Annotated in this window: 9 protein-coding genes; 3 read left to right on the forward strand and 6 right to left on the reverse strand. The window is 59.3% G+C overall.

Translation table 11 applies throughout. The features are described 5' to 3' along the window. Positions 1 to 65: 65 nt before the first annotated feature. Both treC and treP read right to left on the reverse strand, forming a co-directional pair. A complete protein-coding gene (gene treC / locus PS14A_RS20050; protein WP_212617065.1) occupies positions 66 to 1712 on the reverse strand; it encodes an alpha,alpha-phosphotrehalase in 1647 nt (548 codons plus the stop codon). 132 nt (positions 1713 to 1844) lie between these two features. Then, a complete protein-coding gene (treP, locus tag PS14A_RS20055; RefSeq protein WP_212617067.1) occupies positions 1845 to 3287 on the reverse strand; it encodes a PTS system trehalose-specific EIIBC component in 1443 nt (480 codons plus the stop codon). Positions 3288 to 3522: 235 nt separating this feature from the next. Between treP and treR the strand changes: the two genes are divergently transcribed. From treR to PS14A_RS20070, 3 genes are all read left to right on the forward strand, one after another. Continuing rightward, the gene (treR, locus tag PS14A_RS20060) at positions 3523 to 4227 is read left to right on the forward strand and encodes a trehalose operon repressor (RefSeq protein WP_016773346.1); all 705 of its coding nucleotides are present in this window, start codon (positions 3523 to 3525) and stop codon (positions 4225 to 4227) included. An 83-nt stretch (positions 4228 to 4310) separates the two neighbouring features. After that, positions 4311 to 6521, forward strand: a complete 2211-nt coding sequence (locus PS14A_RS20065) for a TerD family protein (RefSeq protein ID WP_249121375.1) — start codon at positions 4311 to 4313, stop codon at positions 6519 to 6521. A 119-nt stretch (positions 6522 to 6640) separates the two neighbouring features. After that, positions 6641 to 9769: a membrane-targeted effector domain-containing toxin gene (locus PS14A_RS20070; RefSeq protein ID WP_137214095.1), complete on the forward strand. Its 3129-nt coding sequence runs from the start codon at positions 6641 to 6643 to the stop codon at positions 9767 to 9769. Between the two features lie 77 nt (positions 9770 to 9846). Here PS14A_RS20070 and guaA read toward each other — a convergent pair whose 3' ends face one another. The 4 genes from guaA to PS14A_RS20090 form a co-directional block, all read right to left on the reverse strand. Next, positions 9847 to 11424, reverse strand: a complete 1578-nt coding sequence (guaA, locus tag PS14A_RS20075; protein ID WP_212617068.1) for a glutamine-hydrolyzing GMP synthase — start codon at positions 11422 to 11424, stop codon at positions 9847 to 9849. Positions 11425 to 11504: 80 nt separating this feature from the next. Further along, on the reverse strand, positions 11505 to 12974 hold the full coding sequence (gene guaB, locus PS14A_RS20080) for an IMP dehydrogenase (protein WP_016773343.1): 1470 nt from the start codon (positions 12972 to 12974) through the stop codon (positions 11505 to 11507). 196 nt (positions 12975 to 13170) lie between these two features. Then, a complete protein-coding gene (locus PS14A_RS20085) occupies positions 13171 to 13719 on the reverse strand; it encodes a hypothetical protein (RefSeq protein WP_016773342.1) in 549 nt (182 codons plus the stop codon). A gap of 163 nt (positions 13720 to 13882) precedes the next feature. After that, the gene (locus tag PS14A_RS20090) at positions 13883 to 14650 is read right to left on the reverse strand and encodes a sulfite exporter TauE/SafE family protein (RefSeq protein ID WP_137214096.1); all 768 of its coding nucleotides are present in this window, start codon (positions 14648 to 14650) and stop codon (positions 13883 to 13885) included. Positions 14651 to 14689 lie beyond the last annotated feature (39 nt).

A 14689-nucleotide genomic window follows, 5' to 3' on the forward strand; every position in this document is an offset into this window, starting at 1 on the left:
GCGCGCACAGATCCCCCGCGCAGCGTTCTGCGTGTTTTTTCAAAGGCTGTTATTCAGTTAAAAAATCAGGGGTCGGTCAGGTGCAGCACGAAGGATTCGTAAGGTCGCAACCGCAGCAAACGCATGCGTTGCGGGCAGTCCGGGTAGTTGCTGATCAACAGGCGCTGCTCCTGGGCTTCGTCGATCAGTGCCGGTAGCTCGACCTCACAGGCAGTGCCATAGAAGTTGTTCACCACTAACAAGCGTTCGCCCGTCCCCTCGCGCAGGTACGCCCAGACCTGTGGATGCTCCGGCAACAACTGGCGATAGATGCCATCGGAGATCAACGCTTCAGTGCGGCGCAAAGCGATCAGGCGCCGATAGTGATGCAGCACCGATTCCGGGTCGTGCAACTGATGCGCGACGTTGATCTGCGCGGCATTGGCCGGCACGCCGATCCACGGTTCGCCGCGAGTGAAACCGGCGTTGTGCCCGGCGTGCCAGTGCATCGGCGTGCGCCCGTTGTCGCGGGACTTCTGCATGATCGCCGCCATGTTGTTGAGGTCGCTTGCCCCGGCTTCACGCTTGAGGCGAAAGATATTCAGGGTCTCGACATCACGGTATTGCTCGATGCTCTCGAACCCCGGATTGGTCATTCCTAATTCTTCGCCCTGATAAACGAAGGGCGTGCCCTGTAGAAAATGCAACGCGGTGCCGAGCATCTTCGCCGACAGCTCGCGGTATTCGCCGTCATTGCCGAACCGCGAGACCACGCGAGGCTGATCGTGGTTACACCAGAACAGCGCATTCCAGCCGCCGCCCGCCTGCATGCCGGTCTGCCAGTCGGAGAGAATCTGCTTGAGCTGGAGGAAGTCGAAATCGGCGCGGACCCACTTCTGCAGGTTCGGGTAATCGACCTTCAAGTGATGAAAGTTGAAGGTCATCGACAATTCTTTCGACTGCGGATTGGAGTAGCGGATGCAGTGTTCGAGGCGGGTCGAGGACATCTCGCCGACGTTGATCAGCTCATGCCCTTCGAAGACTTCACGGTGCATCTCCTGCAAGTACGCATGCACGTTAGGCCCATCGGTGTAGAAGCGCCGACCATCGCTGTCGTCCTCGGGGAAATCCGCCGGTTTCGAGATCAGGTTGATCACGTCCAGACGAAAGCCACCCACACCCTTGTCGCGCCAGAAACGCATCATCTTGAACACTTCGTCGCGGACTGTGGGGTTGTCCCAATTGAGGTCGGCCTGGGTGTGGTCGAACAGGTGCAGGTAATACTGGCCGGTCTGCGCTTCGTATTCCCAGGCCGAACCGCCGAACTTGGATTCCCAGTTGTTCGGCTGGTCGCGCCAGATATAGAAGTCGCGGTAAGGATTGTCGAGGCTGCTGCGCGCCTGCTGGAACCAGACGTGCTCGATCGAGGTGTGGTTGACCACGATATCGAGCATCAGCTTGATCCCGCGTTTGCCCGCTTCGGCAATCAGCAGCTCACAGTCGGCCATGCTGCCGTAGCTAGGATCGACCGCGTAGTAGTCGCTGATGTCGTAGCCGTTATCGCGCTGCGGCGAGCGCAGAAATGGCGTGACCCACAGGTAATCGACCCCCAGCCATTGCAGGTAATCGAGCTTGGCGACGATGCCGAGCAGATCGCCAGTGGCGTTGCCCGCATGGCTGTGAAAGCTCTTCGGGTAGATCTGATAGATCACCGAACGTTGCCAGTCTTGCATGGCGGATTTTCCTCTTGAATTTTACGATGTCGGTAGGAGCTGCCGGAGGCTGCGATCTTTCGATTTTGAAAGGCAGGATCAAAAGATCGTCCGATCGCGGCCCGAGCCTCCGGCAGCTCCTGCAGTTCGACTTCACGCGACCCGGTAACCCGGACGGACAATCTTCATGCTCAGCACGCAGGTCAGGGCAAACGGCACGAGCATGGCGATCAGCATCCCGATGACGAACATCGGGATGAACTGCGGAATGATCGAGATGAAACCGGGCAGGCCACCGACGCCAATGGCCGAAGCCTGGATCTTGTTCAGCGAGAGGAACATGCAACCCAGCGCCGAACCGGCCAGCGCGGCGTAAAACGGAAATTTGTAGCGCAAATTGACGCCGAACATCGCCGGCTCAGTGATGCCGAAATACGCAGAAATTGCCGAGGTCGAAGCCATGCTCTTGTCCCGCGCATTGCGCGTCATCCAGAACACCGCCAGTGCCGCACTGCCCTGCGCCAGATTGGACATGACAATCATCGGCCAGATGAAAGTGCCGCCCTGGCTCGAGATCAATTGCAGGTCCACGGCGAGGAACATGTGGTGCATGCCGGTGATCACCAGGGGCGCATAAAGCAGGCCGAAAATCAGACCGCCCACCAACGGCGCCAGATCGAACAGCATCACCAGCCCTTCGGTGATATAGATGCCGATATGCCGGGTCACCGGGCCGATGATCGCCAGCGCCAGCACGCCAGTGACAACGATGGTGGTGATCGGCACCACCAGCAACTGCACGGCGTTGGGCACTCGCGCGCGCAACCATTTCTCTATGACGCTCATCACATAGGCTGCCATCAGGATCGGCAGGATCTGCCCTTGATAACCGACCTTTTCCACCTGGAACAGGCCGAGGATGTCGAAGTACGGCAGCTGCTGCCCATCCAGCCCGGCCACCGCCTTGCCGTAATTCCAGGCGTTGAGCAGGTCCGGGTGCACCAGCATCAGACCGAGGACGATGCCGAGGATTTCGCTGCCGCCGAAACGCTTGGCCGCCGACCAGCCCACCAGCGCCGGCAGGAACACGAACGAGGTGTTGGCCATCAGGTTGATCAGGCTCCACAACCCGTCGAGGTTGGGATAGGCATCCAGCAGAGTCTGGCCTTCGATGAACATGCCCTTGGCGCCGAGCAGGTTGTTGATGCCCATCAACAGGCCGGCAATGATCAGCGCCGGCAGGATCGGCATGAACACATCGGAAAACACCCGCACCAACCGCTGCACGGCGTTGATCTTCTCAGCGCTTTTCTGTTTAACGTCGGCGATGGTCGACGCCGCCAGGCCAGTCTGCTGGCGCAGTTCGGCATAAACCTTTTCAACATCACCCGGGCCGATGACCACCTGATACAACCCGCCGGTGAAGAACGAACCCTTGACCAGATCGACGCCGTTGAGGGCGGCCACATTTACCAGCGCGGGGTTCTTCAGCGCCAGACGCAAACGCGTCACGCAATGCGCCGCCTGCTCGATGTTGTCACGGCCACCAAGGCTTTCCAGCAGCTCCTTGGCGATGTTCGGGTAGTCATGGCTCATGCTTGTTCTTCCGTCGTGGATTGTTGTTGTTGGCAGCACGCCGAAACGAAAAATACTCGTCTGTACGAGTTAATGCAACAACTCGTCTGTACGAGTTTGCATCCGTGGATGAACGTCAGAAAAATGCGGATTCTTCCTACTCTGACCTAAGATGTTTTCCTTCGTCCGCATGGACAAACCCCTACCCTGCCCTTAAGGTTCGGGGTTTTGAGCACCGTCGGCACAGAGTCCAGCCATGAGCAAATACAACCAGATCTACAGCGATTTGCTTGCCAGCATCACTACCCAGCGCCTGGAGCGCGGCGCCCGGCTGCCTTCCGAAACCGAACTGATGGACACCTATCAGGCCAGCCGTGGCACGGTGCGCAAGGCTATCGACCAATTGCAGGAGCGCGGTTTCGCTCAGAAGATTCACGGCAAAGGCGCGTTCGTACTGTCGACCAACCCGATCGAATTCCAGCTCGGCGGCATTGTCAGTTTTCAGGAGACCCACCCGCGACTGGGCAACGACGTCAGCACCGAAGTGGTCGAGATGTGTCAGGTGCCGCTGGAAGGTGCATTGCTTGAACATATCAATGCCGAACCCGGCAGCCCGATCACCCGCATCAAGCGGGTACGGCGCATCGACGGCAAACGCGTCATCCTCGACATCAACCACTTCGTCAGCGACGTCATCCCCGATCTGTCAGCAGACATCGCCGAACATTCGATCTACGCCCACATCGAACAGACCCTGCAACTGCAGATCGCCTACGCTCAGCGCACCATCGAAGCCGTGCCGTCCAGCAAGGACGACCAACAACACCTGGACCTCGACGGCCAGAGCCATGTCATCGTGGTCAGCAACCAGACCTTCCTGCAGGACGGCCGCCAGTTCGAATACACCGAATCGCGGCATACGCTGGACAAGTTCTATTTTTCGGATGTGGCGCGGCGGTAATAGCCGCTGGCAAGCGAGCCCGTTTCAAAATATGTGGTTGGCTGACAAGCCGCTATGACCTCCGGTAGTATGCCGCCGTGGCTATGGAACACCTTCCTTCTATCCTCCATGAACTAGGGGTTCCGCTCTCCACACCGCGCCTGCTTATTGCAGGCGTTTTCGTATCGATTGCACAGGTGAGCTTCAGCTCACTGGAAACGGCGACCAAGGAAGAAATCATGATGAATCAGGAGCTGTTCCTGCGGCGCCGTACAAAACTTCACGTCCCTGCCGGCTCTGGCGGAGCCACACGCGCGCAGATCGCATCAGCGGTCAAAGAAGTCGCGGCGTTCCGATGTGTACTTTCCGAGTCGCTGATCGAGCAGATCGGCTTGCTCTCTGCGGTAGAACTCAAGAATTGGCTGCGTGAAGTCATTCGCGTCCTGCGGCGTCGCAGCGGTGCTCATGTACATCACCGACCGTTTTATCCTGACTTCCCCAATCAAGTCCTCGAAGCAACAGAGGCGGAGTTGTATCTCAACGCCGTCATTCACTACCACACACTTCGGCGCCTGCCACCCAGCGAACAGGTTCGGCCAGCCATGCTTGAAGGCAACTTCATCCATTGGGTTATCGAACCGGGAAGTGTCAGCGAGTTCGAGGCATTGCTCGAGCCGCTGGTCTCATCGCGTACCTCGCTGTCCGAAGAGGAAGCCGCGGATGTCACTTGGTTTATCCGAACTTACAGAAACGACGTGTTCCGTCTGCTGCCCGATACCATCCCGTTCCGCGAGATTCGCGCGCTGGTCGGCGGCGCACTGATCCTGCATATCGACGACGATGCGCAGGTTGAGGCCTTCCTTGAGCAAAATGTCGAAACGGCAACGGACGTGCTGCGCGTGGCGATCGCACTGCATGGTGGAGACGTGTCGCTGGCAACAGCGCAGACGCGCTTTGGCAAAATGAAACGCTCGATGCGGCGCAAGCTGTTGCGCCTGCTCGACCGCACGCCCAACGCTACGGAAGATGTGATGCGCCAGGCCGAACGCTGGAAACGACTGGCCGAAGTCCTGCATCCAGGCGATTACGCTGAGAAGTATCCGCGAGCATTCGCGGCCATCACCGCAGCGCGACGCAACGATCCGCCGCCCTCGTTCGGGTCGCGTGTCGAAACCATGCTTGCCCAACGCCAGATCGCCGCGCTTACGCCGGTGCTGCAGGATCGTCCCGGAGAATTCGCGCGCCGTCTGGACGTGATGTTACGGCGTGCCACAGAACCAGACGCGGTGCTCGACGCCTTTGCGGCTGTCGCGGCGCAAGTGTCCTCACCTGTGCTGCTGCAATTGCTGGCCCAGGTAAATGCCCCGCGCCCCCTGCCCTTGCGGGCGTTCACACCTAAAGGAGCACTGGCGAAAGTCTTCGGCACTGCTGATCGTCGAGAGTCGATCGCACCGCAGGTATTGGCACGTGCCGCACAGATTTGCGAGAACGCCCTGATCGCGCGTTTCACGTTGCTGCCACCACTGGGGCGTTGTTTCATCGATCCGGCGTTGCGCGAATACCGGGTGCCACTGGCACAGCGCGCCGCAGCGAAGTCGCTGCGAACACTGGTACGCGGCAGTCGGTTGCCAATGCCGGACACGCGATTCATTCGCCTGTTCCTGTGGTGGAAGAATGGTCGTGACCGCACGGACATCGACTTGTCCGCCGCCTTCTTCGACACCGACTTCGTCTTCAAGGAAGCGATCGCCTATTACAACCTCAAAGGTTATGGCGGTTACCACAGCGGCGACATCGTCGACGCGCCCAACGGCGCCTCCGAATTCATCGACCTCGACCTTGATGTTCTCGTCAAAAAGGGCGTCCGCTACGTCGTCACGTCCCTCAATTCGTTTACCTGGCAGCCATATTGCGACCTTCCTGAATGCTTCGCGGGCTGGATGGCCCGTGCCGACACTGCATCGGGGGAAGTGTTCGAGCCTCGCTCCGTGGTCGACCGCATCGATATCGCCTCCGACACGAGTATCTGCCTGCCATTCGTGATGGACCTGGAGGAGCGACGCATGATCTGGGCCGATCTGGGGCTGACTTCATCGCCCCGCTGGAACAACGTCGACAACAACCTCAGCGGAGTTTCGTTGATGCTGCGCGCCCTGGTGCATACACCAAGGCCGGATCTGCACACGCTTTTCGATTTACATGTGCGGGCACGAGGCGAACGAGTGCCCTCTGCAGAGCAGGCGCAGAGGGTGTTCGCACCTGAACAAGGTCTGACGCCGTTCGATACGGATCTGATTCGGTCCGAATATCTTTGAAAACCTGCGTCTGCATTCGCTGCCCCTCAACGGGACAACCAACATGCAGTAACCGGGTAACACCCTCCCCTTGAGCGCATCGGTCATCCTCGACCTTTGCCTCAAGGATGAACACCCGCATGACCATTCCCGAACGCCGTCTGCTGCCGAACGCAGCGGACAAAACCGCCCTCAAGGCCATCGCCACCAGCATCGTGCAGACCTGCCCGAGCCTGCTCGACGCGGCCCGGCAAGTCGCGATCGAACTGCTGACGGACAAAGGGCTATCCGGCCTTGATCCCGACGAGGTTTATTTCCATCGTTTCAAAACGGCGCAAAGCAGCACGCTGACCTTCACCGGTTGGGAACACTTGCTGGAAAAGCCTTATGAAACGCTCACCCTCACGCAGTTGGTGATCCATCGCTTTCGTGCAACCGATCAAGACAACGCAGATTTGCTGGGCCTTTACTGTGGCTTCTACTCGGATGGCCCGGACGCGGAGAATTTCAATCAGGACAACGAAGTGCGACTGCTTGGCAGCGACGTGCTGAAGGCGTTCTGGGCCGTCGATTTCAGCACGCGCTACACCGGTCAGTTGACGAAATTCTGGCAAACCTCGTCGGAAGATTTCCGCGCCCTGGCCAAGTGCAACTTCCTCAGTCAGGCCGTGCAGGCGCTGCAAGAGGGTGATGTTGACGGCAATGACTTCCAACGCATCGTCACCTCGCTGATCGGCCCGATTACCTGGCCCATTACCCTGCAAATGTTGCGAGCCACATACCCGGTCGGCGCGCAAGTGCGCACGCTTGATCTGGACGGCCATGTCGCCACCAACGTCCTGCGTCTGGTCGAAGACAGTGGCCGGCAGACCCTTTACCTGCCGGGAGAACCTCAGGCCTTTCGACTGATGGACACTGCAGCGGATCTGCACTGGTGGTTGCTCGATCAGATGAATTCAGAGCAGAAACGCCCCTTGTTTCTGAAGCACTTCTCGCTGGCTGACAGCAATCACATCACCGAGAACCTCACCGATCTGATGAACCGTTTGGTGAGCACCTGGGGCCACAGCGATCATCGGATGATCAACCGCAGCAACGTTGCGATCAGCGGTGACGCCTTCACTTGGTTAAGCGAGTCGACCCGTGCGGGCATGGCTGCCGAGGCGCATCTGGTGCTCACATCCAACAGTGACCTGCGCAAGAAACTCTGGACCGGGTATCTGAGCGCCGGCCTGAAGGTGTTCGGCCCGATGGCGGCCGTGGGCTGGCCGGTGGCTTTGCCGTTGATTGGCGCCGGTATCGCGAACATGGGGCTGAACATCGATCAGGCGATCAACGGCATTACGGCAGCCGAGCGTAGAGCCGGGGTCATCGGTGCAGTGCTCAGCGCGATCGAAACCGTATTCAATGTGCCGTTCCTGATCGGTACTGGCGCGCAGCTGGAAGTTGGCCCACAGGTCGAGTATGCCGAGGCTGAAGAGATGCTCGGGCTGATCGAGCTTTCCTCGGCTGACACGCCATCATTGCCGCCCGTGGATCCGCCACCGGTCACCGGGACGGAAGCAGCTACCAGCGAGTTGACCAACGAGATCCCCGAAGAAGCGACATCCGTTACCGCCACTGAGCTCTTGACCATGACTGCCACACGGCACGGTCCGATTTTTCCAGAGGTTCCTGCCAGCTATCGATGCAACGAGTTGCTTGCGCAACATTCAGTAGAGGCGACGCCGGGAAAATATGAAGGCATTTACCGTCTCGACAAGGAGCCCGGTTACGCCATCGAAATGGATGGCCAGGCCTACTACGTACGTTACTTCGCCGACTCTCAGGACAGTGGCAACTGGGCAATCGTCAATCCCGAGCGCCCCAATCAATTCGCCTATTCGTTGCCGGTTCGCTTTGGGAGCGCCGGCAAATGGGAGCGTATGCCTGCGCTGCGGCTGCGGGGTGGTGGCCAGTGTGCGGGCAAGGCGTGTGCGCCGGAGACTGAAGTGAGCTCGTCCGGGGGCACGCCATCGGTGGAAATGCGATGCCTCGAACCGCTTCCAGGCGTTCCCTGTCCGCTGCGCCTGGTTACGAAGCTCAAAGGCGTTTCAGAGAAGGAAAAGCCAGGAATGAGAAGATGGGCAATGAACCTGCCCAGCGCATCGGCCGAGTCAGCAGGCGCTCGACGCCGCTTTTTATCAACGACCGAGCGGTACGTGGAACATTTCAGCGAAGAACGCAGGGCTCTGCTGAACAAGGCAGAAAAATTCCACCGGGAGTTGAAATGGATCAACCTGCCCGAGCGTCCGGACATTCCGCAAATCAGTCCCCAGATGCAGGTCGATGACCTGATTGATCGCATCTTTGCCAATACCGATGGGCTGGCGGTCGGTGAAACCCTTGATCGCATCGCCAGCATGCGCTTCATGATCGAAAACATGCCAGCGTTCGCGCGGCATATTCAAACCCTTTATGTGCGTGGGCTGCTGAGCGATTTTGCCCAGAATGATCTCAACCAGTTCTTCCTGTCGGGGGACATGTCAGAGGACCTGCGAACTTATCTGTCCGGGCTGGGTACCGATCCCGAGAACAGGTTCAACGTTCTCGAATTGGTCAAGACTGCCCAAGCCAATGGCATCCGGGTACACGGACTCGATGCAGCGCACACCTACACGCTGAAACGACCGCTCCTTTCGATCGAAGAACAGATGATCAAGACTCGCCTCTCAACAACAATCATAGAGAGTGACAAGCTTCTCAACAGAACGAAGAAGTGGGTAGCCTTGGTCGATGCAACGAATATCAACATGTTCAGAGATCTGCCAGGCATAAGCGAACTCAGGGGCGGCATCGGTTTGCGCATTGAAGAAGTCTGGCCCGAGGAGACCGCAGACATCAGCATTGACCCGGGGGTGGAAGTCGCCCGCGGTCCGTTTTACAACTGGGCAATGACCAGCAACGATTTCGACGTTCTGTTCGCTGACCTGCGATTGCAGATCAAGTGCCCCATGCCGCAATGGAATGCGGCAGCGCTGGAAAAGCTTCTGCATCGTAACGGCATGTTCGTGATTCAGAAGACCGAACCCGACATATACACACTGGTTCGCCGCAACAGCGACAGCGACATTGTGCGAACAAGGGTGCATTGCACAACCGCGGGCCGGTTTTATATCTGGGACCTGTCAATGCCTCGCATCACCGGCAGGAATTTCCACGACATCGCCGCAGTAGCGGAGCGCCTGATCGAACTCGGCTTCACCCTGCAAAGTCGTTTACCCACCTGACCTGTTTTCAGGGGCCTGAAACGAAAAAACCCTTGGCTTCACGCCAAGGGTTTTACGTTACTCGAACCGCAGCGGGATTATTCCCACTCAATCGTCGCCGGCGGCTTGCTCGATACGTCATAAGTGACGCGCGAGATGCCTTCGATTTCGTTGATGATGCGGCCGGAGACGGTTTCCAGCAGTTCGTAAGGCAGGTGTGCCCAACGTGCGGTCATGAAGTCGATGGTTTCCACGGCACGCAGGGCCACGACCCAGGCGTAACGACGGCCGTCGCCTACCACGCCGACCGATTTGACTGGCTGGAACACCACGAACGCCTGGCTGACCTTGTGGTACCAGTCGGCTTTGCGCAGTTCTTCGATGAAGATGTGGTCGGCGCGACGCAGCAGGTCGGCGTATTCCTTCTTCACTTCACCGAGGATGCGCACGCCCAGGCCCGGACCCGGGAACGGGTGACGGTAGACCATGTCGTACGGCAGGCCCAGTTCCAGCCCCAGACGACGGACTTCGTCCTTGAACAGTTCGCGCAGGGGCTCGACCAGTTTCAGGTTCATCTCATCCGGCAGGCCGCCCACGTTGTGGTGCGACTTGATTACGTGGGCCTTGCCGCTTTTCGCGCCAGCCGACTCGATCACGTCCGGGTAGATGGTGCCCTGAGCGAGGTATTTGATGTTTTCCAGTTTGTTCGACTGGGCATCGAAGACGTCGATGAAGGTGCGACCGATGATCTTGCGCTTCTTTTCCGGGTCGGCTTCGCCGGCCAGGTTGTTGAGGAACTGCTCCTCAGCGTTGGCGCGGATCACCTTGACGCCCATGTTCTCGGCGAACATGGCCATCACTTGCTCGCCTTCGTGCAGACGCAGCAGACCGTTGTCGACGAAGACGCAGGTCAGTTGATCGCCGATGGCTTTGTGCAGCAGTGCGGCAACCACCGAGGAGTCAACGCCACCGGACAGGCCCAGCAGCACGTTGTCGGTGCCGACCTGGGCGCGGATGTTGGCGATGGCGTCTTCAGCGATCTTCGACGGCGTCCACAAGGCTTCACAACCGCAGATGTCGAGCACGAAACGCGAGAGGATGCGCCCGCCCTGCTTGGTGTGGGTCACTTCCGGGTGGAACTGCACGCCGTAGTAAGCGCGGTCGTCGTTGAACATACCGGCGATCGGGCAGCTCGGGGTACTGGCGAGGATGTGGAAGTCTTCCGGCATCTTGGTGACTTTGTCACCGTGGCTCATCCACACGTCGAGGCCGAACAGGCCGTCGGCGTCGATGTGGTCTTCGATGCCGTCGAGCAGGCGGCTCTTGCCGACCACGTCCACGCGGGCGTAACCGAACTCACGCAGTTCGGAACCTTCAACCTTGCCGCCCAGTTGCTCGGCCATGGTCTGCATGCCGTAGCAGATGCCGAATACCGGAACGCCCAGATCGAACACCGCCTGCGGGCAGCGCGGGCTGTTGGCTTCGTGCACGGACTCGGGGCCGCCGGCGAGGATGACGCCTTTAGGGGCGAATTCGCGGATCGCATCTTCGTCCATGTCGAACGGGTGCAGTTCGCAGTACACGCCGATCTCGCGCACGCGGCGGGCAATCAGCTGGGTGTATTGCGAACCGAAGTCGAGGATCAGGATGCGGTGAGCGTGAATGTCGAGGGCCATGACTCATTCTCATGTAGTGAATCAGAAACAACTCGGGGCTGAATGAACAGCCCCGGTGATTTAACGTTTTGCTGGAAGCCTCAACCTACGCGGTAGTTCGGCGCTTCCTTGGTGATCTGCACGTCGTGAACGTGGGACTCGGCCATGCCGGCACCGGTGATCCGCACGAACTCGGGCTTGGTGCGCATTTCTTCGATGTTGGCGCTGCCGGTGTAACCCATCGAGGAACGCAGACCGCCCATCAACTGGTGAATGATCGCGCTCAGGGTGCCTTTGTACGGCACACGGCCTTCGATGCCTTCCGGAACCAGTTTCTCGGCGCCTGCCGAGGAGTCCTGGAAGTAACGGTCGGACGAGCCCTGGGCCTGGGACATGGCGCCCAGCGAACCCATGCCGCGATAAGCCTTGTACGAACGACCCTGGAACAGTTCGATCTCGCCCGGGGCCTCTTCGGTACCGGCGAACATCGAGCCCATCATCACGCAGGACGCACCGGCCACGATGGCCTTGGACAGGTCACCGGAGAAACGGATACCACCGTCGGCGATCAACGGCACGCCGGTGCCTTCAAGGGCGGCGGCGACGTTGGCGATGGCACTGATTTGCGGTACACCGACACCAGCGACGATACGGGTGGTGCAGATCGAGCCAGGGCCGATACCGACCTTGACTGCGTCGGCGCCCGCTTCGGCCAGAGCCTTGGCGGCAGCGCCGGTGGCGATGTTGCCGCCGATCACCTGCACTTCAGGGAAGTTCTCCTTGACCCAGCGTACGCGGTCGATCACGCCTTTGGAGTGACCGTGCGCGGTATCGACCACCACCACGTCCACGCCGGCGTTGACCAGTGCGGTTACGCGATCACCGGTGTCTTTACCGGTGCCGACCGCAGCGCCGACGCGCAGACGACCTTGGTCGTCCTTGCTGGCCAGCGGGTAGGCTTTGGCTTTTTCGATGTCGTTGACGGTCATCATGCCTTTGAGGGCGAATTTGTCGTCGACGATCAGCACGCGCTCGATGCGGTGCTTGTGCAGCAGTTCACGCACGTCGTTCTTGTCGGCGCCTTCCTTGACCGTGACCAGACGCTCTTTAGGCGTCATCACTTCGCGGACAGTGGCTTCCAGACGGTTTTCGAAACGTACGTCGCGGGAGGTGACGATGCCGACCAGGTCGCCATCGTGCAGGACCGGAACGCCGGAAATGTTGTGCAGACGGGTCAGTTCGAACAGATCACGCACCGTGGCATCGGCCTCGATGGTGATGGGATCCTTGACCACACCGGCTTCGAACTTCTTGACCTTGCGCACTTCGGCAGCTTGCTGCTCGATGGTCATGTTCTTGTGGATAATGCCGATGCCACCTTCCTGAGCCATGGCGATTGCCAGACGGGCTTCAGTAACGGTGTCCATGGCGGCAGAAACCAGAGGAATATTCAGTTCGATGCCACGGGTAAGACGGGTCTTGAGACTGACTTCGTTGGGAAGCACCTCGGAATAACCGGGCACTAGGAGAATGTCGTCGAATGTCAGAGCTTCTTGGCTGATACGCAGCATCGCGGGGGCTCCCGAGCGGGAAAATGGAAGCGCGCCATTATAGTCAGACACCCCCTGCTGTTCAATGTAAAACTCAGCCTAATTGATAGATGGAAAAGCCCGCTTTTTGTAGGAGCTGCCGAAGGCTGCGATCTTTTGATCCTGTCTTTGAAAAGCAAAGTCAAAGGATCGCAGCCTTCGGCAGCTCCTACAGGGGTCAGAGCTCGACCTTTACCCAACTTACAGGTTGATCGAGCCAATCGGCGAACTCGTCGATAAAGCTCTGTTTGAACCCCGCTTCCAGCCAATTGTTGAAAATGAAGCCGAGGTTGGAAAACGCGCATTCCTGCAAAAACAGGAAGCCGTTGATGTCGTCCTCGTGCCCGCATTCCGGGCAGGTGAAATTGTCGGTGCGCCCTGGAAACCAGTCTTCAAGACTTTCGAACAGCGCCTCACCCACTTCGCGGCGGCACTCGGCGCAACCGGCCTCTTCGAGAAAGCCCTTGGCCGGGGTGTAGATACAGCGCTTGGTGACGATCTCCAGGCCATTGATCGGCTCGCCGAACGGCAGCGCTTCGGGGTACAGCACCACGGCGCGCGCACCATCAGCGATGGCGTGCGCCATACGGTTGCCGGTGCGGCCGCAGGTTGTCAGCTGCTCTTCGATGATGTTCTTGCGCACCAGCCAGCGCACGATCGCCCGCGCCCGGGGCTCGTGCACCGGCAGGGTGGAGATTTTCGGGACGATGATGCTTTGCGAGTTCATGGTGGAGCCTGCTGCCAATATTGAAGATTTCCAATGTGGGAGCGAGCCTGCTCGCGAAAGCGCAGTGTCAGGCTGCATTTTTGTTGCTGACCCACCGCATTCGCGAGCAGGCTCGCTCCCACAAGGAACTGCGGCCGGCAGCTTAATCCCTGACGAAATCCGGTCAAGTGCTGAAATAGCGCACGATCAACGCGATGCCGCTGGCCAGCACCAGCCACGTCACCAGCCGCACAAACGCCTCTCGCGACAACCTCATGGTCAGCCGCCGGCCGATCCACAAGCCCAGCGCCATGGCCGGCAACAGACACAGCGCCAGCATCAACAAGGGTAGCTCGGCATACACACCGGCGATGACAAACAGGCTCAGGCGCACCACGGTACTGCAACTGATCAACGCACTTTGGGTGGCCCGCGCCGCGTCCTTGGGCAGGCGGCTGTTCAGATAGATCGCGTAAAGAAAGCCGCCGCTGCCAAACAACGCGCCGAACAAGCCGCCCACCGTGCCCATCGGCACCGCCCACGCCGCCGACAACTGTGCCGGCCGCGCTTTCACCCACAGGCTGTAAACCGCATAGGCGCTGATAAACAGCCCCATCAACAGCAGCAACAGATCGGATTTCAGATTCAGCAGGAAGATCACCCCCACCGTGCAGCCGATCGCCATGCACGGCAGCAGCCTGAGCAACTCCGGCCTGGCCACGTCCCGCCGCGAGGGCAGCAGATTGCCGAACGCGGCGACGAAATCCAGCAACACCAGTAGCGGCACGATTTTCGACAGTGGCATGAACAGGATCAGAATCGGCCCCGCGACCAGCGCCGTGCCGAAACCGGCGATGCCGAATACGATGTAGGCCAAGGCGATGGCCAGCCCGATGACCGCCCAACCGCCCGCGCTCCACGACCACGCCCCCAACAGTTCCATCACGCTCATCAATTCATTTCCTTATTAAGTCGCCAATACTCCGCTGTA

The sequence above is a fragment of the Pseudomonas sp. 14A genome, from assembly GCF_018132745.1.
GTDB lineage: Bacteria > Pseudomonadota > Gammaproteobacteria > Pseudomonadales > Pseudomonadaceae > Aquipseudomonas > Aquipseudomonas mercuritolerans.

Coding starts and splice junctions, on each gene's coding strand:
- treC (WP_212617065.1), bottom strand. CDS start 1,712: ATGCAAGACTGGCAACGTTCGGTGATCTATCAGATCTACCCGAAGAGC.
- treP (WP_212617067.1), bottom strand. CDS start 3,287: ATGAGCCATGACTACCCGAACATCGCCAAGGAGCTGCTGGAAAGCCTT.
- treR (WP_016773346.1), top strand. CDS start 3,523: ATGAGCAAATACAACCAGATCTACAGCGATTTGCTTGCCAGCATCACT.
- PS14A_RS20065 (WP_249121375.1), top strand. CDS start 4,311: ATGGAACACCTTCCTTCTATCCTCCATGAACTAGGGGTTCCGCTCTCC.
- PS14A_RS20070 (WP_137214095.1), top strand. CDS start 6,641: ATGACCATTCCCGAACGCCGTCTGCTGCCGAACGCAGCGGACAAAACC.
- guaA (WP_212617068.1), bottom strand. CDS start 11,424: ATGGCCCTCGACATTCACGCTCACCGCATCCTGATCCTCGACTTCGGT.
- guaB (WP_016773343.1), bottom strand. CDS start 12,974: ATGCTGCGTATCAGCCAAGAAGCTCTGACATTCGACGACATTCTCCTA.
- PS14A_RS20085 (WP_016773342.1), bottom strand. CDS start 13,719: ATGAACTCGCAAAGCATCATCGTCCCGAAAATCTCCACCCTGCCGGTG.
- PS14A_RS20090 (WP_137214096.1), bottom strand. CDS start 14,650: ATGAGCGTGATGGAACTGTTGGGGGCGTGGTCGTGGAGCGCGGGCGGT.